This is a genomic window from Geobacillus jurassicus NBRC 107829 (genome assembly GCF_001544315.1).
Taxonomy (GTDB): Bacteria; Bacillota; Bacilli; order Bacillales; family Anoxybacillaceae; genus Geobacillus; species Geobacillus jurassicus.
Genome location: NZ_BCQG01000042.1, coordinates 12,699 through 33,013 on the forward strand (window position 1 = coordinate 12,699; position 20,315 = coordinate 33,013).

Genomic DNA, 20,315 nt, shown 5'->3' on the forward strand with positions numbered 1-20,315 from the left:
ACGATGCTCCTCCCGGGCTTTTATCCCTCCGTGTGCGCGGGCGCGCCGCGCGTTTTCTCTCGGTCGCAGACCAGCCGCCAGGCAGCTGCGGAACCCTAGAAAATCTTTTCCTTCCTTTTCCGGACGACATTATAACACGTTCTTTGTAGGACCGCAACGTTTTTTCCTGTCACACCTCTTTACAAAAAAGCAGATGGGGATCCCATCTGCTTCACACCGGATCGTTGTCAACATCGCTGTATGATTCAATCGCTTGATCAAGCGCCCGATACGCCTCAGCGAAAGCGTTCGTCGCTGATTCATCGCCGGCCGCAGCGAGCTCGGCCCGTGCATTGCGCGCGTGAGTGACGGCGCGGATGACGTCTTCAATCATTTGCTGTTTCTCCCCGGCGCTCGCTTTTACCTGCTCGAGCTCATGGATCGCCCCGTCGAGACTCGTTGAACGCGGGTCATGGAACGATTGTTCGAGCTGTTCTTTGACGCGTTGCAATACTTCTTTCATCATCGCCCATCCTTTCTTTATGACTTGTCATCCGCTAGTGTGGGCGATTGACGGCAAACTATGCATCATCCTTTCAGTCGTGAATCCGCACATCTTTCAATCCAGCCCAAAATGCGGCAGCCACCGACAGCGCCACCATGATGAGCGGCGCATACATGATCAAAAATGTTTGCATCATTCTTTTCCTCCTTCCCATTCGCCTTTGACATACGCCTTGTTGAACAAAAAGAGACGCATCAGCAAGTACAGTGACGGAATAAGCAAAAGCAGCCCAGCGATAAAGGCGATGATCAACGCGACGGCCATCACTTCATTCGTGAACCCGTCATAAATTGTCAAATACGGATAAAGCAAATACGGGTAATGGGAAATGCCGTACGCGTAAAATGCAAACGCGTATTGAAACAAAAGCGCGATAAACGCCAAACCGAACCGCCGCTTCCGCCAAAGAAGCCAAACGGTGAGCGCAAAAAACAAAAAGGAAACGGCGAACATCCAAGCTAACGTCCATAAGTTGGCATAATGTTCAGGATTATGGTGGCGCAGCTGATAAATGATCAATAGCGCCGACAACATCGTCGGCCCGCTCCAAAGAAGGGCGTAGCGGCGCAAAAGCGACCGCGCCCGCTCATCCCCCGCCGCGTCCGCATAATACGTCAAAAACACGGCGGAAATGTACAAAACGCTCGTGACGCTTAACAGCACGATGCTCCACGACAGCGGGCTCGCAAACAACTTGCCGTAATCAAGCGCCAAGGCATTCCCATTTTTTTCGACAAATCCGCCCTCAGAAATCGTCAAGACGATGGAGAGCGACGCTGGAATGAACAGACCCGTCAACCCATAGGCGAGCAAATACCAATTCCGCTCCGTCCCGCCGTACGTATGGAACGCATAATACGAGCCGCGGACGGCCAAAAGAATGATGGCGATGCTGGCCGGAACGAGCAAAATCGACCCGTAATAATACGCCGTTTTCGGGAAAAAGCCGACGATGCCGACGAAGAAAAAGACAAGAAAGACGTTTGTCACTTCCCAGACGGGCGAAAGGTAGCGCTGAATGATGCGGTGCAAAATGTGCTTTTTGTTCGCCCAATGGCTGTAAGCGCTGAAAAATCCGGCGCCAAAATCAATTGAAGCGACGATGATATAGCCGAACAAAAACAACCATAGCACCGAAATACCGATGACTTCAAGCGTCATGGCGCCACCTCCCCTTGACCGGCGCGCTCCGCCAGCTCCCGCTCAATCGGGTTTTTGCGGAACATGCGCACAAGCACCGTCACGCTCGCAATGCCTAAAATGAGATACAACAAGGAAAATAACACGAGCATTGTGTCGACATGCCCCGATGAAGTGGCGGCTTCGGCCGTTTTCATATAGCCGCGCAAAATCCATGGCTGCCGACCGACTTCCGCCAAGTACCATCCGGCTTCAATGGCTAGCATCGCCAGCGGCCCTCCTGCCGCTAACAGGCCAAAAAACCACTTTTTCACGGTCCATTGCCAACGGAATATCGACCCGAGCCAGTACGCCGTTGCCACCAACATTAAAAACACGCCGATCGTGACCATGATGTCAAACAAATAATGGATGTACAGCGGCGGACGCTCATCCTCTGGAATTTCATTCAAGCCCTTCACCACGGCCGCCGGGTGGTTGTGGGCCAAAATGCTTAAAGCATACGGGATTTTCAAGGCGTTTTTCACGTCGCCGTCTTCATCGAGCGTGCCGAACAAAATCAACGGGGCATGGGAGCTCGTTTCAAAATGCCACTCGGCCGCCGCGAGTTTTTCCGGCTGATATTCGGCCAAAAATTTGCCCGACAAGTCGCCGACAATGGCGCTTGCCACCGAGAAAATCAATGCCGTCTTCATCGTTAAATGAAGCGCTTTGCGATGATAAATATGCCGGTTTCCCTTAAACAAACGCCAGGCAGCGATCGAAGCGAGCACGAACGCTGACGTCATATACGCTGTCGCCAGCACATGGGCAACCTTCGTCGGCATCGCCGGATTAAACATCGCGGCGATCGGGTCGATGTTCACAAGCTCGCCATTTTTCAACTCAAACCCTTGCGGCGTGTTCATAAACGCGTTCACCATCGTAATAAACATCGCTGACGCCGAAGAACCGGCCGCCACCGGAATAAGCAAAAGCAAATGTTTTTTTTGGTTTTCAAACCGATCCCATGTGTACAAATAAATGCCAAGAAAAATGGCTTCAAAAAAGAACGCAAACGTCTCCATAAACAGCGGCAGACTGATCACTTGGCCAGCCAGTTGCATAAAATTCGGCCATAAAAGCGACAGCTGCAGGCCGATCGCCGTGCCGGTCACGACGCCGACCGCCACTGTAATGACAAAGCCGCGCGTCCAGCGGCGGGCGAGCAAAATGTAATGCATATCGTTTTTGCGAATCCCGACCCACTGGGCGATGGCGATCATGAGCGGAACCCCGACACCGATCGTGGCGTAAATGATATGAAACGTTAACGTCAATTCTGTCAGCACGCGGCTCAAAAGCACCGGATCATAGTTAAGCATCGTGTCTCCCCCTTACGAAAACAACCGGCCGACAAGCGAAAGAAAAACGACCGCCGCAGCAAAAAAACTGAGCCATATAAGCCATGTTTCCTGCCGTTTCCACACCTTCATTCCCTCCCACGGGCGTTCGCAACATCCCATTTGTGACAAACATCACAAATTGCCTATGTTTATTATCCCATAAACATTCCTCCCTTATCCGCCGTAAATTCGAACAATTTGTGACGTTTTTCACATAATGACCACGGCAAACAAAAAAGCAGGATGTCCCCTGCCTTTGCAGTTACAAATATTTCCGATGGACTGTTTTCCCGTCATATGTGAACAACATCGGCTTCTCTTCAACAACCGTCTCCATATGAACCGGTCTCCCCCACAGCTGATAAATGTACGGCAATACTTTTTCCAAATATTTCAGATCAAGCTCAATCCCCTCATACCAATGCTTCAAATACAGCTCCCCATTGCGCATGTAGTCGCCGTCATTGACAGTGATGTACGGAAACCCGCCGTTGACCCGCATGCTGACGAGTTGGTCGCGGATATGTTCCCAGCTTTTGTCGACGATTTTATATTCTTTCCCTTGTTTTTGGAACAAATACATATCTTCACGCATAATGAGATCTTTTGTTAAATAGTTGCGCAAAAACGAAATGTCGGATTCCAGCTCGCGCACTTCAAAAATTTTCGCCCGCCCCGACCCCGGCTTGACACCGTATTTTTTCATCTCCTCGGTCGGGTTGTTCCAACGCTCTTCAATGTCTTCAAAAATTTTCAAGCCCAAATAGTACGGGTTAATGCCGGTGCGCGACGGTTGCACGACGTTGGCGTTCAGCTTCGCAAACTCGATCGCCTCATCGCTCGTCAAATCCATCTCGCGCAAAATGCGCTGATGCCAATACGTCGCCCAGCCTTCGTTTATCTAAGATGCTTATTTTATTCCAACACTGACACAACAAAACACAGTAATTATTGTATACGCATTTTATTGATAGCTCGGTATTTATCATCAGTAATTAAAGAGGAAACAAAATTGTCTAATATTACATCAATAACCAATCGCGCTTCTTCTTTTGTGGTACAGACTATCCTGCCTTGCTCATCTAATTGCAAATTAATCATGCCAGTATTTATCAATTCCTCAATACGCTCTCTTTTTATGCGTTCCAACCCATAATCAGCTGCCTTAGCTAGCTTCTTTTGAAGACTTATCTGAGACTGAACAAATTGTAAAAAGTTAGAATCATCTGAAACAATCCCTTTTTCCATTATCTGTTCGACTATTTCATCTGCTGCTTGTCTAAATCTTTCATAATATCTAAACAAAGATAAAATTTTATTTTCATTGTACAATAGAACATTATTACCAATTATAATTCCGTCCCATTGATCGTCTAAAAAAAGCTTCTTGTCTCTTTCTTGGGAGATCTGATAATCACCTCTATCCACAACTTCAAGTATTTTACGTTTTTTTAGAAATACACTTTCGTTTATTATTTTTAAAAAATAAACCTTCATTTCATCATCAATTTCAAGTTTCGCTAATAACACTTTAGGTTTAAAATCATCTCTATTTATTAAAGTCCTTGCATCATTTTCAACTTGCTCATTATTTATACGCTGAGTCCATAAATAAAGTTGATTTAAATTATTTATTTCAATATATCTTTTTATTGTCTCGCTTTCTTCGTCAACTTCTCTAATATTTAATACTTGATAATTTTCTGTTACATCCTCTAGCAAAGCCTTTGTGGTTCCCAACAACCAATCTTGTACTGATTGGTCGATTGGAATTTCTTTTGGATCACAATCATCATAAACAGATTGTGTTCCTTCTCTTAGTACAGAACCTACTATAAATAACTGGTAAACGTAATCATTGTTATGTTCCATTTCATTAATTTTTTCTTTTACATAAATCAATTCATCATTCATTTTGTTGCCCCCTACTCCCATCGATTAATACTGTTTCTTTATCTCTAATAAAACGATAACAAATTATTTTTTTACCTAAGCATTCCTCGAATTTATCATTTTTAGAAATAAGGAGTGCTTCACCTAAATCTGTTTCGATAGCGTATATTCTTAATTTTAGAGCTGCCATAACTGGATTGACATAAAGTAAATCTGAATACATCGATAACCAGAATATTAAAAGAATAAGAACAAATAAAACTATTATATCCCTAAAATTATCCATATCTAGACTAATCAGCGGTAAAACATAAGTAACAAGGTAAACTAATATATCCCTATCCCTAGGTTGTATTTTCTTAATGGTATATTTTTTCTGTCCAATCCTTTTTTTCTCTGTGGTTCTTAATTCAAACAATATAAACAATATCGATAATAATGAAATTACCAGCAGCAAAGTTGATATAAGTCCCATTACTCCATTTAATGTTTTAATCTCTAACAGAAACAATATATCGATAAACCTCCAATATTTAATACAATAAACAAGGAATTCATAATTAAAAAATTTTATAAACAGTACCAAAAATAAAGGAAAATAAGACATAAAAAGAAATAATAAACGAAACCAAAATGGAATTAACAATTAAACCTCCCCCAATTGGCAGATACCACCAATATTTTAACGAATAAATTACCTTTATTTCAACAAAAACCCATTTAGTATTCTGATTCTTTTTAATATAAAACCTTCATATCCCTCAACTACCTCCTTGCCGAACTGCAAATCCTTGGATTTTCCTTGTTACTACTCCAAAACCGAACAATTTTGCTTGTTCGCCTAATCTAATTTTGAATCAAGGTAAATTTATGATCATAACATTAGTGATGTAACTTTACTTTAGTCGCTAAAAAACAAGGAAGTTCTCTCCTCCTTGTTTAAAGTTGTAATGAGAATAGAATTAGATCTTGTTGTTTAGTTTCGATTTCTTTTTCTAATTCTCATTATTCTGTTTTAAGCATTGACACGGTATTGCACTAACATATTCTTCAACACAGTTGGTCTAATCATCTTTGACATTGGATCGATAAGATGTAACAGTAATACTTAACCAACCTAATTACCGAGTTTCCAAATCTCCTCTATCCAAATAACCGAGAACTGTTAAAAAAGGACTTCCTTGTCCATAATAAAATTAGGACAAACCCCAGCTTGTCCCTTGAAATCAAAGGTTTTTCTTGAATTTCAGTCGTATCAATATCGGTAATTTGGGGCTGATCGCGATCGGGTCCTACCCTTAATTACCGAGAAAAATTGCTTTACCTACCAATATATGCACCTAATCACCGAGATATGTTATTACATAAATAAAAAAATCTCCTGCAAATGAGGAGATTTTTGTATCATTTATCATCTAAATTGAAACGTAGTTTACATTGCAAATGTCCTTTTTTATTAACCATAATTTCTTCAAATAAATACAGGAACAACGCTCGCATATCTTCATTGCAGCTAGAGACAGGAGCCTGAAATTGTTTTAAATGATCTCTAATTAAATTTTCATTTTTTTGAACCTCTTCTAAGAATTTTATTTTTGCCTCTTTTTCCTCAATCCAACGTTCAATTTGATGAACTTTGTTTAGGATTCGATCTTTTGTAATGATCAATATTTTGATGTGAGGTTCCTTTTCTTCCTTCCTTTTAAAGGCTTTTTCAATTTCAATATCGCAAAGCTGGAGTTTTCGTTTTTCTGTTTGCCATGACACTTTTAAATCCTCAATACTTTTCTTGATGTTGCTAATTTCTGTTTCCACTTTTTCCTGAACAGCCGAGATCAGTTTCTCTGTATCTACACCTTGATAACTTCTGAATACTTTTAATACCGTTTGATGTGCATCATCTGCATCTATTTTATAATTGCATGATTTGCATAAATACACTTTCTTTCCATATACTTTTCCCTGGTTGCTCGTCGTTCGCTGATCTTTTCCAATTAACCCCCCATTACAATTTTGGCACTTTAACAAACCTGTTAACAGAAAAGATGTTTTAAAGTGTTTCGGTGGAATTTTTCTCTCGTTCTTTGTTTTGTATAGATTCCAGCAATATTCCCATTCTTCAATCGTTAAAACCGCCGGAATAAGTGGACTTTTTTTCATTATCCACTCACTTCTGTCTTTTAACGCATTGTGTTTCTTTTCGTGCTTTCTTCTGATCGCGATATAACCTGCATAAAAGGGATTCGTAATGATGTTTTTTACACGGTCCTTAGTCCATGCTTTTCCACGATAACTGTTTTCAGGAAGCTGTCTGGCAATAGATGAAAAACCATGATGATTTTTATATAACTCAAACACTTTTTTCACCAATTCTATTTCAGCTTCCACTATATCAAACTTTTCAGTTCCTCCTTCCTTTTTGGAAGTATACTGATACCCAAACGGAGCCCTGCCACCTGTCCATCGTCCATTTTTCGCCAACGTTTCAATTGCATTTTTTGTATTGATCCGGATTTTATCCAGCTCATATTTGGCTATTCCATCTTTAATCGCTCTAAAAATAGTGTCGCCAAAATCATATAAACTTTCTGTTTCACTTTCGATGATTGGGATATCTAATATATGCATCGTTGCGCGTATCAGATCATGTTCTTCAGGTATGCGTGCAATACGGGAATGTGAGTAGATAATAACGAAGTCAAATTTCTTTTCATAAGCTGCAGCAATCAATCGCTTATATCCTTCACGATCTTTTTTTCGTGAAGACACTCCCTCGTCCAGAATTTCCTCCACAATTGTACACTGATATTTTTCGGCTAAATCATAGGCGCTACGACGCTGTGTTTCCATTGTCTGCTTATGCGTGGAATGCCGACCATAAAAAACCCCCTTCATGCCGGGTGTCAAAATCTTAGATAAGTCCAATTTCTTCCCTTCCCTCCAATCCTGTAAATAATGGATGACGGAAAATAATTTCAATTTTCTCTTTACTGACCCGAACACGAGAGATAATGTCCTGCAGCAATTCTATTTTTTGATCGTCTTCCATGTCCGGATCAATCATTTTCAACGATGATTCCTGTTTCCAATCATGTATCGTCTTAAACTTTTCGTTCATTTCGAAAATCCTGGATTCTAATTCGGATTTAACAAACAAGCTTTGTTCATATTTCTTTAACATCTGTAACATCGACTTGTTTAATTGAAGTTCTTCTTCCTTTGCCAGAGCATGCTCCACTCTCTGTACCATACTTTCCTCTAACTGTTTCAGTTCACGGTCAATTTGCTTAATGGCTTCGATATATCCCTTCGTTTCTCCCTTGTATATTTTCTCAATAACCTCCGCAAATTGCGTATGAATAATTTGGTTAAAGAACTCATTCGCATGTTCAATAACTGTGTTTTCTAACCAATCTTTTGATGCTCGCACTTTGGAATGTTTTTTACATTTATACACTAAAAACGTTTTACCCTTTAATTGATGTGGCTTGCCATGCATTACTTGATTACATTCATCACAATAAACAAGCTCTTTTAATAAAAATACATGGTTTTCATTTTGATTTTCTTTTGATTTTTTGCGTCTCTTTACAACCTTACTCATTTTCTTTTGAACGTTTTCCCATACTGTTTCATCGACAATCTTAAGATGCGGCACATCTTTTTCAATTTCTTCTCCCTTTATGTGAGATATTCTTTTTCCTTTGTAAATAGGGTTTGTAAGAACGTTTTGCATATTAGAATAGTTCCATTCCTTATTATCTTTAAAGCGCAGTCCCAATTCGTTTACTATCTCTACAAATTTTGTGAGGGAGCTAAAATCTTTTTGCAAAAATAAATCATAAACGTTTTGGATTGTCTTTACTTCCTCTTCAACTAAAATCCAATCAGACTCCTCCTTATCCTCTTCAAGATCCTCTCGGGGTGATCGATACCCAAATGGAATACGTCCCCCAGCATGTTTTCCTTCTCTTGCTACAGTTACTTTAGAATCTTGCAATTTTTGAACCAATTTTTCAGCATCTTCCTGGTTCATGGCGGCGACAATCCGTTCAATTAATTCAGCCTCCGCCGTATACATCATAGGAAATTCAAAGTCCGCTGCGAAAATGACATTTACCTTATGCTGCCTTAGTAAATCATATAAACTCATATACTGTTGTACATTTCGTGCCAAGCGGCAACGGCTGTACACAATTAAATTTTTTACGCGCCCCTTTTTTATTTCCTCGATTAGCTGCGCCATGCCCTTTCTCTCTTCCATTTTCTTTTTTCTGGCGGACGTTTCTCGATCCATAAACTCATCATCGATCAATAAACGGTTTTTTGCTGCTACCTCATGCACATGCTGCATTTGCATTTCAATGGATAACTTCTGCTTTTCTTTGCTAATCGAGTTGCGGTAGTAAGCAACCGTTTTCAATCATCCAACACCTCCGAGTCCCTTTTCGTTTCTTGCCTGTTCTGTATTTGCTTCAAAATAATATCTGTGTACAAGTCAAACCACTTTTCAGCTGCCTCTGGATCATGAACATATTGAATAGAAACGACTTGGCAAGTTACTTTTGGGATTTTTCCTTTCATTCCTATCTCTCCTCAAAAAATTTATGATGTTTTCCTAAAACTTAAGCTTACAAACAGGATTTTTTTGGATGAATGTTGAAATACAATAAAGCCTTTGTTTCTAACCAAACTTGTATTTCTTTGAAAATACATGCGTCTAGCCATTTTTACGGAGGAATTCGAATATGTTGCAACATATAGGAGAACGAATTCGTGTGCTAAGAAAACAAAAAGGAATCAGTTTAAATGCTTTCGCTGAACGTTTAAATGTTTCTCCCGCTTATCTCAGCAATTTAGAAACGGGTAAAACAGACACCATTCAGCTTTCACTTCTCGAAAAACTTCAAGAAGAACTCTCACTCCTTCCTGTTGAAACAACACATTCCAGTGATAGCGAATTCGATATTCGGATCCAACATGTCATGCGACAACTAAAGGAATTGGAACAAAAGCACCCAGAAATTGCTGATTACCTCCTTTCCACACTGGAGCGAGGAGTTCATTTGTTTTTGAATGAAAACTCCACTCGCTAATTTTATGATGAACAAATTTTGGTAATTTTATTCATAATAATAAACATCTGTTCATAATAATGAATAAAATTAACAAAAAAGGAGAGCCTAACCATCGACCGGTTGGCTCTCTTTTTGTTGGAAGGCAATTTGAATCTGTTTGGCTTGTTCCTGACCGATTTCTTTATGCAATAGGTGATGAATTGCACTTCCCTTAAACTTCTGTTCCCATGCAACCATTTTTTCTTGGATCATTTGAGCAACGGGGTGGCTATGAAGATCGTGGATGTCGTCAAATGAAAATTTTCCTAAACTGCTATTTACGGAGAAGCGAACTTTCACATCTTCCATCGGTATTCCCCCTTTGCTCATACATATGCAGAAAGTGAGGTGGGACAACCCTGCAAATCGGTCAAACTCATTGTTTCGTTCATCCAAACATATATATGGGATATGGGACAAACAGAGTTGGAGGCAGTATGTATGAAAGACATTTTTCAAGAAAGATCGATTGCTTTATATTGCCGCGTTTCTACGGACGAACAAGCTCGGGAAGGGGTTTCGCTCGATGAACAACAAGAACGGTTAAAAGCTTACTGCCGGGCAATGGGTTGGAATGAGGAACCACTACTTTTTATCGATGACGGTTATTCTGCTAAAAATCTTGATCGTCCGGAGTTAAACCGTTTATTACAGGAAGTAAAAAAAGGTACGATTTCAAAAATATTAGTCACGAAATTGGACCGTTTGAGCAGGCGATTATTGGATCTTTTGAAATTAATTGATACGTTCCAAGAATATAACGTTTCATTTATTTCGATTAGCGAATCGTTTGACACCAATACTCCGTCCGGACGTCTTACACTTCAAGTCCTGGGTGCGGTTGCCGAGTTTGAACGGGAACGAATTCGGGAACGTGTTTTTGAAAACATGCTGCACGCAGCCAGACAAGGAAAATGGTTAACACAAAGCCCTTATGGCTATCGACTACAGAATAAAGAATTAGTTATTTATGAACCGGAAGCACAAATCGTTCGAAAAGTTTATGATTGGTATCTCAATCAAGGGCTCGGCTACTATGCGATTGCTAAAAAGCTAAATGAAGAAGGAATACCTTCTCGTCAAAAAAAGGAATGGTCGATTCGGGCTATTAAACGAATGCTTACGAATCCCGTATACAAAGGAACCTTAGTTTGGAACCGTATCGACTCCAGCAAATCGAAGCGAGTAAAAAAAGATGATGCCGATTGGGTTGTCGTTGAAGACGCTTGTCAAGCTATTATTGATCAAGCTACATGGGAACAAGTACAAAAAAGAGTAAATAAAAAACAAATGGCACCTCGAGCACAAACAAGTCCGCATTTACTTGGTGGACTATTAAAATGCGGCAGATGTGGTTCAGGAATGAGCATTGGTTGGTCAGGTTCACCGAAAAATCGCTATCGTGTTTATCGTTGTTCCGCTAACAAAAACAAAGGAACGTGTACAAGCAAACAGTACCGCGCTGACGATGTAGAGTCATGGTTTAAACATGGGTTATTAAAGTTAGCCGATTCGATTAACACCCAAATGATTCCTCATCTTATTCAAAAGGCTGCTGAAAACGAAGAGAGCACAATCGAGCAAAAAATTCGAGCCGCCAAAAACCGTTATAAACGAAAAGTGGAAGCGTACACGGCAGGACTCATTGAGTTAGAGGATTTAAATGAAGAAAAAAAGCGGATGGAACAAATCATTGCAGAAGCTCAAAAAGCGGAAAATGCTTCCTCAGTGGATGTAAAAAAGCTTGAGGCAATGGTGAAAGAAAAAATAAACAATGTGATCGATGCAATCGATGTTTTACCAGTCCCCGAAGCAAAATCATTAATTAAAACGATTGTTGAAAAAGTGATTTTACTTGATGAAAAGGATATTGAAATCGTATTAAACATTCAGTAAATGGAGTTGACAGCATGAAACCGATCACCTTACGCCAATTGCTCGATACTAATCAATTTCAGAATCTGCTTCATCTAAAAAAAGAACTGATCTCTTACAAAAATTCGGGTGTCATTTTTTATAAAGAAGTAATGAGTTCGCTTGAAATCGACACGCCATTTGAGTTGTATTTTGTGTTGTCAAAAGGAGGAATTGAATATGAAAACGCATTCCCAATACCAATCGATCTTTACAGAGAGTATTTAACATATAACCGTCCTCCAGAGTACCTTTTGCGCTTTTACCAAGAATACTACGGAACAAAAAACATCCCATCCGACCGATTTTTTCAAACATTAAACATTTTTCAAGCCAAAAGATATGCTTGGTTTTACAAATGACACCAACGAGAGGACGGTAAGTATGGATTGGGTACCGTTTGATACACCACTAGAAAAACATCCCAATAAAGCTTTGATCACCTATATGGCAAGACAGTTTGATATCGAACCTGTACTGATGCACCATTTGTTTATTCACGGCATCGACAATTGCGAAAAAGTATCACGATTCTTATTTCCGACTATAGATGATTTTCATGATCCATTTCTCATGAATGACATGAAAAAAGCGATTATACGCATTATTAAAGCTTTGATACAAAAAGAAAAAATTCTGATTTATGGTGATTATGATGTAGATGGAATGACAGCAACAGCTATCCTGTACAAAGCTTTAAAGAAATTTAAAGCAGATGTACATTATCGATTGCCGCTTCGCAGTGAAGGGTACGGTTTGTCACCAAAAGCAATGGAAAAAGTTCCGGAAGATGTCTCTTTAATTATTACAGTAGACAATGGATCAAGCGCCCACCCTGCCATGGAAGTGGCAAAAAGAAGAGGAATGGATGTCATTGTTACGGATCATCACGAAGTTTTAGGTCCGCATCCCGACTGTTATGCGTTTATTAATCCGCGACGCCATGACAACACTTATCCTTTCCGACATCTCGCAGGTGCAGGAGTCGCTTTAAAAGTTGTACAGGCACTTTTTATGGCAGGAAAAATCCCTTGGGATAAACATGTTTATGAATTTATTGAGTTTGCCACATTAGGTACGATTGCGGATCTAATGCCTATTAAAGGAGAAAATCGTATTATTTGTAAACTTGGATTGCAGAAAATGAACTATACACCAACCCCTGTATTAAAAAAACTCTTTGAGATTTTACGAATTAAATATGTCGATAGTTCCACCATTAGCTTTCAAATTGGACCGATTTTTAACTCGTCGGGACGAATTGATGATCCGAACGAAGCTGTCGATATTCTAATCAATCCTTCATGTACAAAAGCAGATCTTTATGCATTAATTACTTTAAATAAAAAGCGGCAACAAATGACAAAAGAACAATTCCAACGTATTGAGGAACAAATTATTCAAAACCAATGGTATAAACAAAATGTTATTGTCGTTTGCGATGATTTTCACAGCGGAATTATCGGTCTCATTGCCGCCAAAATAGCCAATAAATTCAAAAAGCCAGCGGTTGTGATTTCCTTGACAGGAGCCGGTTCTGCCAGAAGTGTAAACACGACTGATTTTTCCATCATTAATGTGATTAAGAAGTGCTCACATTTCTTAACCAAATACGGTGGTCATCGAGCCGCTGCTGGTTTTTCGATTAAACCCGATTTCGATCATATTCATGCTTTTAGAGAAGCGATTCAACTAGCAGCCTTAGAGGAACCGCCACTACATCCAAAATTAAAATACATTAGTACAATTCCCTTACATCAGTTCCCTATGCATCTTTTTGCTGACTTAAGCGTTTTAGAACCATTCGGAATGTCATTTCCAAAGCCGTTGTTTTATTGTTCACCGCTGGCAATCAAGCAATTCCAAGTATTCGGGAAAAACAATGAACATTTAAAATTAACAACGAATGATAAAGAAGCCATTGCCTTCTTTAAAGGGGCAATGGCAAACGAACTCCAACAACAATTGTTAGCTGAATTTCTTTACACTCCTAACTGTCCGATGAAAAAAGATTTTTTAATTCATGATCTTCGTTTCATCCAATAACCAAAGAGCCTTGGAAAAAGTTAAATACAATTAACAAAATATATTGTTTTTTGCAGAGGAGGACATAACCCACAACGAGGGGCTGTACATTGACAGAATGGTATATGGAAATAACACAATTGTATTTGGATCTAACTCTAGTGGCAGATTTATTTTGGTTCGCTATGAATCCGAGAATAATCTGCCACTTTTATATATACAAAGTGATTACATAATATAAAATTCATAATCAGTCTATACCTACAACTGGACTGCGACGCTCAAGCAATACCACATCACGCCATACCCCATTTAACTTTCCTATACGTTGTCGGATACCAACTTCACGAAATCCAACACTTTGATGTAAACGTAAACTTGGTATGTTTTCAGGGAAAATCCCTGCTGTTAATGTCCAAAATCCTTTTGCCTCGGATTCTTTGATCATAGCTTGTAGAAGTTTTTTTCCCACTCCTTTTCCCCGACTCACATCTCGAACATACACACTCACCTCTCCCACCCCTTCATACACGCAGCGATCCGATACTTTACTTATCTTACACCAGCCTTGAATGCCTTCTTCGTTTTCAGCGACCAAACATAAATTTGCGGCAATGGTCGATTCCCATTTTTCAAACGATGGTGCTGTCGTTTCAAACGTTGCTTGTCCTGTCGCAATTCCTTGCTCGTAAATTTCCTTCACTTGCATCCAATCCTCTTTGCGAAAGCTACGAATGTTCATATGAAAAATCCCTCCTTATTTTCATACAGAAAAGGCACTAGGAATCGCCTAATGCCTTTTCCATGTAACATTAGCAACACTCACGCTTTTCTTCCCCAACGAGTTCCGATCTGTTACACCACATTTTTTAAGGTTTCATTGCTTTAATGATCGCAGAAACAATGTAATCCTCGATGTTCGCTCCAGGCACCCAATCTTTGATAAACTCCTTCGATTCATCTTTTGGTTCAATGGTGATCTGTGTGAATCCACTCTGTTGTAACATGGATTCCAGTTCACCAATCGATGCTGCTCCTGATACGCAGCCCGAATACAAGACATCCATATTGTTTTTGATTTCCGATGGAAGTTCTGCCGTCGCCACAACGTCGGAAATGACAAGGCGCCCTCCTGGTTTCAGCACACGATAGGCTTCCTTGAACACCTGGGGCTTATCTGGAGAAAGATTAATGACGCAATTGGAAATAATGACATCCACCGAACCATCTGCCACCGGTAAATATTCGATTTCTCCTAACCGAAATTCAGTATTGGTAAAGCCACCCTTGGCAGCATTGTTGCGTGCTTTGCTGATCATTTCTGGTGTCATATCCACACCAATGACGCGCCCGGTTTCTCCGACCTGACGAGCAGCCAAAAAGCAATCGAAACCGGCACCACAACCAAGATCCAACACCACATCTCCGGGGTTCAATTCCGCAATTGCTAGCGGGTTGCCGCAACCAAGTCCAAGATTAGCTCCTTCTGGCACGGCAGATAATTCCTCATCCGAGTATCCTAGTTTTGCTGATACCTCATTAGGTGTACCACAACATCCGGAAGAGTCTGAACAACAGCTTCTAGAATTTACTTCCTGCAGCGCAATTTGCTTATAGCGGCTGCGGACATTTTGCCGGATTTGATCGTTATTAACGTGATTCATAAGTTATCACTCCTTAAATGATATAGAATAAAAATCCTGATAACGTTGCCATCGTCATGACAGAACCTACAAACGCAAAGACCAGCTTCTTTCTAAAGATACTGTGTAATCATGTGATCTCCGGTAAGCTTGCCCCTGCTGAGCTAACCATCGGCGCCATAACAGGTCCTAATGCCATGCCTTTTGCAATCAACATTTGTGAAATGGGAATCATCGTGAAAAGGCGGATATACAAAGGAATTCCGATGATTGCTGCAAGTGGAACAAGCCACCACTTATCACCCCCCATATAGGTTGAAATCCATTCTGTCAGTACAGCACCATGAATAATGGCTTCAATGCCTGCACCCAAAAGCAAATATGGATAAACCGTTTTTATTAAGTGAAAGGTCTCCTGTAAAGCTTCTCTCATGTTTCGTTTCTTTCCGATCTCTACTTCTCCTTTTTTTACTCCGAGTGTCGCAGCCATGAGTGTCAATATGATTGGATCGAGCACAGGAGAATCAAAGAGAAAAATCATCACAATACCGAAACGGACCTTCTGGTTTAAAAGCGATACGACAACTGGGATCGTAGAACATGAGCAAAACGCAAACGCGACAGCAACCAATGCTCCGAATAACGGATGGCGCTTTGTTAACAAACTTTGCATTTTATCATAAGGAATATATCCTTACTGAAAAGTGAATGACGAACGAAATAGCCAAAAACAAAAGAGTTAATTCTAACGCAATATAAGAGAAAGTCTTGAAAAATCGCTATGCTCATTGATTATCTCTCCTTATTTTATTTGCAAATTACAACTATATGTTTAACAAACAGGCAAGCCTAGATATACTTGCCTCAAAATAACGGTTTACAACATACACTTGATTTTGCCATACACTCATTCAACAATTTAATCGAACGAATCACGGTTTCTTTCTCAAATTCCGTCATATGTGAAAACACTTCTTCTAGATATCGATTTATTTCTCGATCAATGGTTGTTGCGATAAACTTTCCTTCGGTGGTTAACGATAACGTGTATACTCTTCGATCTTCAGGAAGCGGCGTTTTTTTTACTAATCCCTTTTTCACTAAATTTTGAATCTGTCTGCTGAACGTGGTAATATCCATTCCTAATGCTTCAGCCACTTGTTGCATGGAGGGATGTTCTCTTTTGTCAATTTCATAAAGAATATGGCTTTGAACGAGAGAAATATCTACATCATCAATCGAACAGCAATTTTTATTTAGCAATCCAAAACGACGTGTCATCACTTGAAACAACTCTCTAATGTTTTCCATTTTTTCACCTCTATAATTATTTATATCACATTATTTGCATATTGCAACTTTTTAATTTAGAAAATAGAATAAAATTTCACCAATTTTTATCATGATTCCCCCTCCTGTAAAATCAGCCGAGAAGATTCTTCTCGGCTGTCATTTAGTCTTATTCGCCTGTTTCAGCAAATTTTTTGATGCGCGCGCCGATTTCATCGCGAACACGACGGAATACCGCTAATTTTTCCTCCTCCGTTCCTTCCGCCTTTGCCGGATCATCAAATCCCCAATGAACACGTTTCACATTTGGTGGGGTTACTGGACAATGGTCCGCTGCATGACCACATAATGTTACTACCAAATCCGCTTTATTTAAAATTTCCGGATCAATGATATCCGATGTCTGGTTCGAAATATCAATTCCTACTTCTTTCATGACTTTTACCGCGTTTGGATTTAGTCCATGCGCTTCAATACCGGCGCTGTACACTTCCCACTCGTCGCCAAGATATTTTTTTGCCCATCCTTCTGCCATTTGGCTGCGGCAAGAGTTACCTGTGCATAAGAAGTAAATGATCTTTTTGTTTTTCATGTTTCCTTCCACCTCTGTTGTTAGTATGATACTGATTCTGTTTTAAAGTATTTTCGTTGAAACCATAGTGCCACGTTGACTAACGCAATCATGACAGGCACTTCCACCAGTGGTCCAATAACAGCTGCAAATGCTGCACCGGAATGGATCCCAAACACGCCAACAGCTACGGCAATCGCTAACTCAAAGTTATTACTGCCGGCTGTAAAGGCAAGTGTTGTGGTTACAGGGTATCTCGCTCCAAATTTCCTCCCTAAGAAGAAGGAAACGAAGAACATCAACACAAAGTAAATCAACAATGGAATGGCAACTCTCACTACATCCAACGGCAAGCTTACAATGACGTCTCCTTTTAAAGAGAACATGACGATAATCGTAAACAACAAAGAAATCAATGTAATCGGGCTGACTTTTGGAATAAATACTTTTTCATACCATTGTCTGCCCTTTGCTTTTACTAACAAAAAGCGCGTCAACATTCCGCCAAGAAACGGAATTCCTAAGTAAATAAACACCGACTTAGCGACTTCCATCATTGTAATATTAACGACAGCACCTTCTAGTCCTAACCATTCTGGAATGATCGTCACAAACACATACGCATAAACAGAGTAAAATAGCATTTGGAATACAGAGTTAAACGCCACCAATCCAGCTGCGTACTCCCTGTCTCCTTTCGCTAAATCATTCCAGACAATCACCATCGCAATACAACGTGCCAGACCGATCATGATGAGTCCGACCATGTATTCCGGTTTATCCGGTAAGAATATGATCGCCAACAAAAACATAAGAATCGGTCCAATAATCCAGTTTTGTACGAGCGATAACACTAATACTTTCACATCTTTAAAGACGCGCCCAATCTCCTCATAACGAACTTTTGCTAACGGAGGATACATCATTAAAATTAAGCCAATCGCAATTGGAATTGATGTGGTCCCTACCTGCAAACTGTTCATTCCGTCTACAAAGCCTGGAAAGACAAATCCTAAGCCAATTCCTGCTGCCATAGCAAGGAAAATCCAAAGCGTGAGGTATCGATCCAAAAACGATAGACGTTTTTTCCCCGTATTATTCATTTTTTCCCCCCTAATAATTTAAATTAGTAGATTAGTAGGTTAACAACCGCAACGGAGCGTAGGGTTGGTTTCCTCAATCTTACGAATATTCTCTGTTTGATCTGGAATATGTTGCAGAATATCTTGGATGAAATCATATAACTCATTTTGTGAATTGAGGGAATAATAAATCCACTGTCCCCTCTTATCTTCTTTTACTAATCCTGCATCTTTTAACTTGCGAAGATGCTGACTAATAGCCGGCTGACTCATGTCAAACACCTCAAGAAGCTCGCATACACAACACTCACGTTGTTTTAAAATTGCCATGATCGTTAAACGTGTTTTATCACCAAGCAACTTTAAAACGTGTGATGCTTTTTCTATTTCCACTACTGTCTTTTGCATGGAAACACCTCCTATTCTTTTATGATTATATAGTTATTTACTTATATATATGAGCGAAAATGAAATATGATACTCCTAAATCCCTTTATTTGCAATTTTGTTCCTCTCACACTAAATAATGATGTCACATCTTTCATATCCACGAAATGGATATGGTAGTATAACCATACTTACTCTTCCCTTTAATAAGTATATAACTACATACTTATATAAAACAAAAGAAAAAAACGACTTTAACATAATCTTTACAAATTCAAACGAAAGTGTGAAATTCGGAAGTAAACTTGCCTTATCTCGTCTCCATTTGTTGTTATTCTTCAGAACGAGAGATTCTCCTCCTCGTCATAAATTTCTTTTATTTGTTTCGGTTCGTTTGTTAACTCCATTTCAAATCCTTATTTATTTGATAAGTAAAAAAGACTAACGACTCGAGTCGTTAGCTAACACTGTTTCGTCAACTGAATTCAGGATTTGTTCTAATTTGGTTCGGATCGCGTTTTTAAGCATGGATCTTAAATTTTTTTTATACTTCTTCTTAGTCAATGGACAAATATATTCTCCATCATCAATAACCTCGTTTTTTAACTCTCCATCTTCATTGAAAAACAACGTATATATTTCGTTGATTAGTTTATTTTCTTGCTGTATGTAGTTTATTGTTTCACTTTTGTATCCCTTGATCACTTTTTCGAAAATCATTTTAAAATCTTCAATAGACATCTCTTTCTTTAATTTGCGTTCCATTGTTTTTGGTGTTTCATTACTACTTTCTTGTTGATTTTTCTTTTCTAATTCTTGATACATCTCATCCATTTGCTCATATAAACCGATTAAAAAAGCATTTTCTTCTTCCAGTTTTTGAACTTTAACCGTTAATTCAGTGATTTGCTCGTAAACCAAGTTCAACTCATCCTGCATATTAATGAGTTGATTTTCTAATTGATTCTTCTCCTCCATGAGCTGTTTCATTAATTCTTCCGAGTGAGTGCTATCACCTTTAACTTCTTCAGAATCCAATTTATTATGCTTTTCACGATGGTCATTCGCCAACATTGAAAAAGAGTTTTCTACATACCATTCATAAACTCCCATTACTTCAGGCAAACCTGGTCTCTGTTCTTCAATAAACTCGAATAAATCATCGTGATAAATTCGCCAACCCTCCTTTCGATTTGCCGAACGTTCTGCTTTAATCTTTCCTTCTCTGATCCAACGAGTAACCATTTGAATTGAGTCAGTAATGTAATATTCCTGAAGTATTTTTAGTGCTTGGTGAACATTATATACTTCCATCTCCTTCTCC

At 39.5% G+C, this 20,315-nt stretch carries 21 protein-coding genes, 2 pseudogenes and 1 riboswitch; of the genes and pseudogenes, 4 read left to right on the forward strand and 19 right to left on the reverse strand.

Annotated elements, in window-relative coordinates; translation table 11 throughout:
• Positions 1–7: 7 nt before the first annotated feature.
• Positions 8–110: riboswitch (guanidine-I (ykkC/yxkD leader) on the reverse strand.
• A gap of 101 nt (positions 111–211) precedes the next feature.
• The 10 genes and pseudogenes from GJ1_RS12430 to GJ1_RS18705 form a co-directional block, all read right to left on the reverse strand.
• Positions 212–502, reverse strand: coding sequence for a hypothetical protein (locus GJ1_RS12430; protein WP_066232897.1), 291 nt, complete (start codon positions 500–502; stop codon positions 212–214).
• Between the two features lie 73 nt (positions 503–575).
• A complete protein-coding gene (cydS, locus tag GJ1_RS19435) occupies positions 576–677 on the reverse strand; it encodes a cytochrome bd oxidase small subunit CydS family protein (protein WP_373278041.1) in 102 nt (33 codons plus the stop codon).
• Entirely contained in the window at positions 677–1,705 is a 1,029-nt protein-coding gene (locus tag GJ1_RS12435) for a cytochrome d ubiquinol oxidase subunit II (RefSeq protein WP_066232900.1), read from the reverse strand. The genes cydS and GJ1_RS12435 overlap by 1 nt, the downstream gene beginning before the upstream one ends.
• Positions 1,702–3,048 carry a cytochrome ubiquinol oxidase subunit I gene (locus tag GJ1_RS12440; protein ID WP_044732237.1) on the reverse strand — a complete coding sequence of 449 codons (1,347 nt, stop codon included), beginning with the start codon at positions 3,046–3,048 and terminating at the stop codon, positions 1,702–1,704. Before GJ1_RS12440 ends, GJ1_RS12435 begins: the two co-directional genes overlap by 4 nt.
• A 283-nt stretch (positions 3,049–3,331) precedes the next feature.
• Positions 3,332–3,970 (reverse strand): annotated as a pseudogene (locus tag GJ1_RS12445) (SpoVR family protein); the annotation flags it as partial.
• A gap of 47 nt (positions 3,971–4,017) precedes the next feature.
• Positions 4,018–4,983 carry a Kiwa anti-phage protein KwaB-like domain-containing protein gene (locus GJ1_RS12450; protein ID WP_011230106.1) on the reverse strand — a complete coding sequence of 322 codons (966 nt, stop codon included), beginning with the start codon at positions 4,981–4,983 and terminating at the stop codon, positions 4,018–4,020.
• Positions 4,976–5,608 carry a KwaA family protein gene (locus GJ1_RS12455; RefSeq protein ID WP_011230105.1) on the reverse strand — a complete coding sequence of 211 codons (633 nt, stop codon included), beginning with the start codon at positions 5,606–5,608 and terminating at the stop codon, positions 4,976–4,978. The genes GJ1_RS12450 and GJ1_RS12455 overlap by 8 nt, the downstream gene beginning before the upstream one ends.
• A 758-nt stretch (positions 5,609–6,366) precedes the next feature.
• Positions 6,367–7,887 (reverse strand): recombinase family protein, encoded by a 1,521-nt coding sequence (locus GJ1_RS12460; RefSeq protein WP_011230104.1) that lies wholly within the window; start codon positions 7,885–7,887, stop codon positions 6,367–6,369.
• Positions 7,874–9,385, reverse strand: a complete 1,512-nt coding sequence (locus GJ1_RS12465; RefSeq protein ID WP_011230103.1) for a recombinase family protein — start codon at positions 9,383–9,385, stop codon at positions 7,874–7,876. The genes GJ1_RS12460 and GJ1_RS12465 overlap by 14 nt, the downstream gene beginning before the upstream one ends.
• A complete protein-coding gene (locus GJ1_RS18705; RefSeq protein WP_167346118.1) occupies positions 9,382–9,546 on the reverse strand; it encodes a hypothetical protein in 165 nt (54 codons plus the stop codon). Before GJ1_RS18705 ends, GJ1_RS12465 begins: the two co-directional genes overlap by 4 nt.
• Positions 9,547–9,710: 164 nt before the next feature.
• Here GJ1_RS18705 and GJ1_RS12470 point away from each other — a divergent pair, with 164 nt between their 5' ends.
• Positions 9,711–10,058 (forward strand): helix-turn-helix domain-containing protein, encoded by a 348-nt coding sequence (locus tag GJ1_RS12470; protein WP_066232903.1) that lies wholly within the window; start codon positions 9,711–9,713, stop codon positions 10,056–10,058.
• An 87-nt stretch (positions 10,059–10,145) separates the two neighbouring features.
• On the opposite strand, the gene GJ1_RS12475 is transcribed toward GJ1_RS12470, so the two are convergent.
• Positions 10,146–10,388, reverse strand: a complete 243-nt coding sequence (locus GJ1_RS12475; protein ID WP_013877402.1) for a hypothetical protein — start codon at positions 10,386–10,388, stop codon at positions 10,146–10,148.
• A 132-nt stretch (positions 10,389–10,520) separates the two neighbouring features.
• Between GJ1_RS12475 and GJ1_RS12480 the strand changes: the two genes are divergently transcribed.
• The 3 genes from GJ1_RS12480 to recJ are packed head-to-tail and all read left to right on the forward strand — an operon-like array spanning position 10,521 to position 14,039.
• Positions 10,521–11,975, forward strand: a complete 1,455-nt coding sequence (locus GJ1_RS12480; RefSeq protein ID WP_066232905.1) for a recombinase family protein — start codon at positions 10,521–10,523, stop codon at positions 11,973–11,975.
• 14 nt (positions 11,976–11,989) lie between these two features.
• The gene (locus tag GJ1_RS12485) at positions 11,990–12,355 is read left to right on the forward strand and encodes a hypothetical protein (RefSeq protein WP_013877404.1); all 366 of its coding nucleotides are present in this window, start codon (positions 11,990–11,992) and stop codon (positions 12,353–12,355) included.
• A gap of 22 nt (positions 12,356–12,377) precedes the next feature.
• Positions 12,378–14,039: a single-stranded-DNA-specific exonuclease RecJ gene (gene recJ, locus GJ1_RS12490; protein ID WP_066232908.1), complete on the forward strand. Its 1,662-nt coding sequence runs from the start codon at positions 12,378–12,380 to the stop codon at positions 14,037–14,039.
• A 229-nt stretch (positions 14,040–14,268) separates the two neighbouring features.
• Here recJ and GJ1_RS12495 read toward each other — a convergent pair whose 3' ends face one another.
• From GJ1_RS12495 to GJ1_RS12530, 8 genes and pseudogenes are all read right to left on the reverse strand, one after another.
• A complete protein-coding gene (locus GJ1_RS12495) occupies positions 14,269–14,760 on the reverse strand; it encodes a GNAT family N-acetyltransferase (protein ID WP_011230097.1) in 492 nt (163 codons plus the stop codon).
• A 127-nt stretch (positions 14,761–14,887) separates the two neighbouring features.
• The gene (locus tag GJ1_RS12500) at positions 14,888–15,682 is read right to left on the reverse strand and encodes an arsenite methyltransferase (protein ID WP_011230096.1); all 795 of its coding nucleotides are present in this window, start codon (positions 15,680–15,682) and stop codon (positions 14,888–14,890) included.
• 13 nt (positions 15,683–15,695) lie between these two features.
• Positions 15,696–16,416 (reverse strand): annotated as a pseudogene (locus tag GJ1_RS12505) (permease).
• 109 nt (positions 16,417–16,525) lie between these two features.
• Positions 16,526–16,972, reverse strand: a complete 447-nt coding sequence (locus GJ1_RS12510; RefSeq protein ID WP_011230094.1) for a MarR family winged helix-turn-helix transcriptional regulator — start codon at positions 16,970–16,972, stop codon at positions 16,526–16,528.
• Positions 16,973–17,120: 148 nt separating this feature from the next.
• On the reverse strand, positions 17,121–17,543 hold the full coding sequence (gene arsC, locus GJ1_RS12515) for an arsenate reductase (thioredoxin) (protein WP_011230093.1): 423 nt from the start codon (positions 17,541–17,543) through the stop codon (positions 17,121–17,123).
• 20 nt (positions 17,544–17,563) lie between these two features.
• Positions 17,564–18,625: an ACR3 family arsenite efflux transporter gene (gene arsB / locus GJ1_RS12520; RefSeq protein ID WP_011230092.1), complete on the reverse strand. Its 1,062-nt coding sequence runs from the start codon at positions 18,623–18,625 to the stop codon at positions 17,564–17,566.
• Positions 18,626–18,664: 39 nt separating this feature from the next.
• The gene (locus tag GJ1_RS12525) at positions 18,665–19,012 is read right to left on the reverse strand and encodes an ArsR/SmtB family transcription factor (protein ID WP_011230091.1); all 348 of its coding nucleotides are present in this window, start codon (positions 19,010–19,012) and stop codon (positions 18,665–18,667) included.
• Positions 19,013–19,432: 420 nt separating this feature from the next.
• The coding region (locus tag GJ1_RS12530; RefSeq protein ID WP_245629384.1) for a helix-turn-helix domain-containing protein at positions 19,433–20,315 on the reverse strand (883 nt) is incomplete at its 5' end.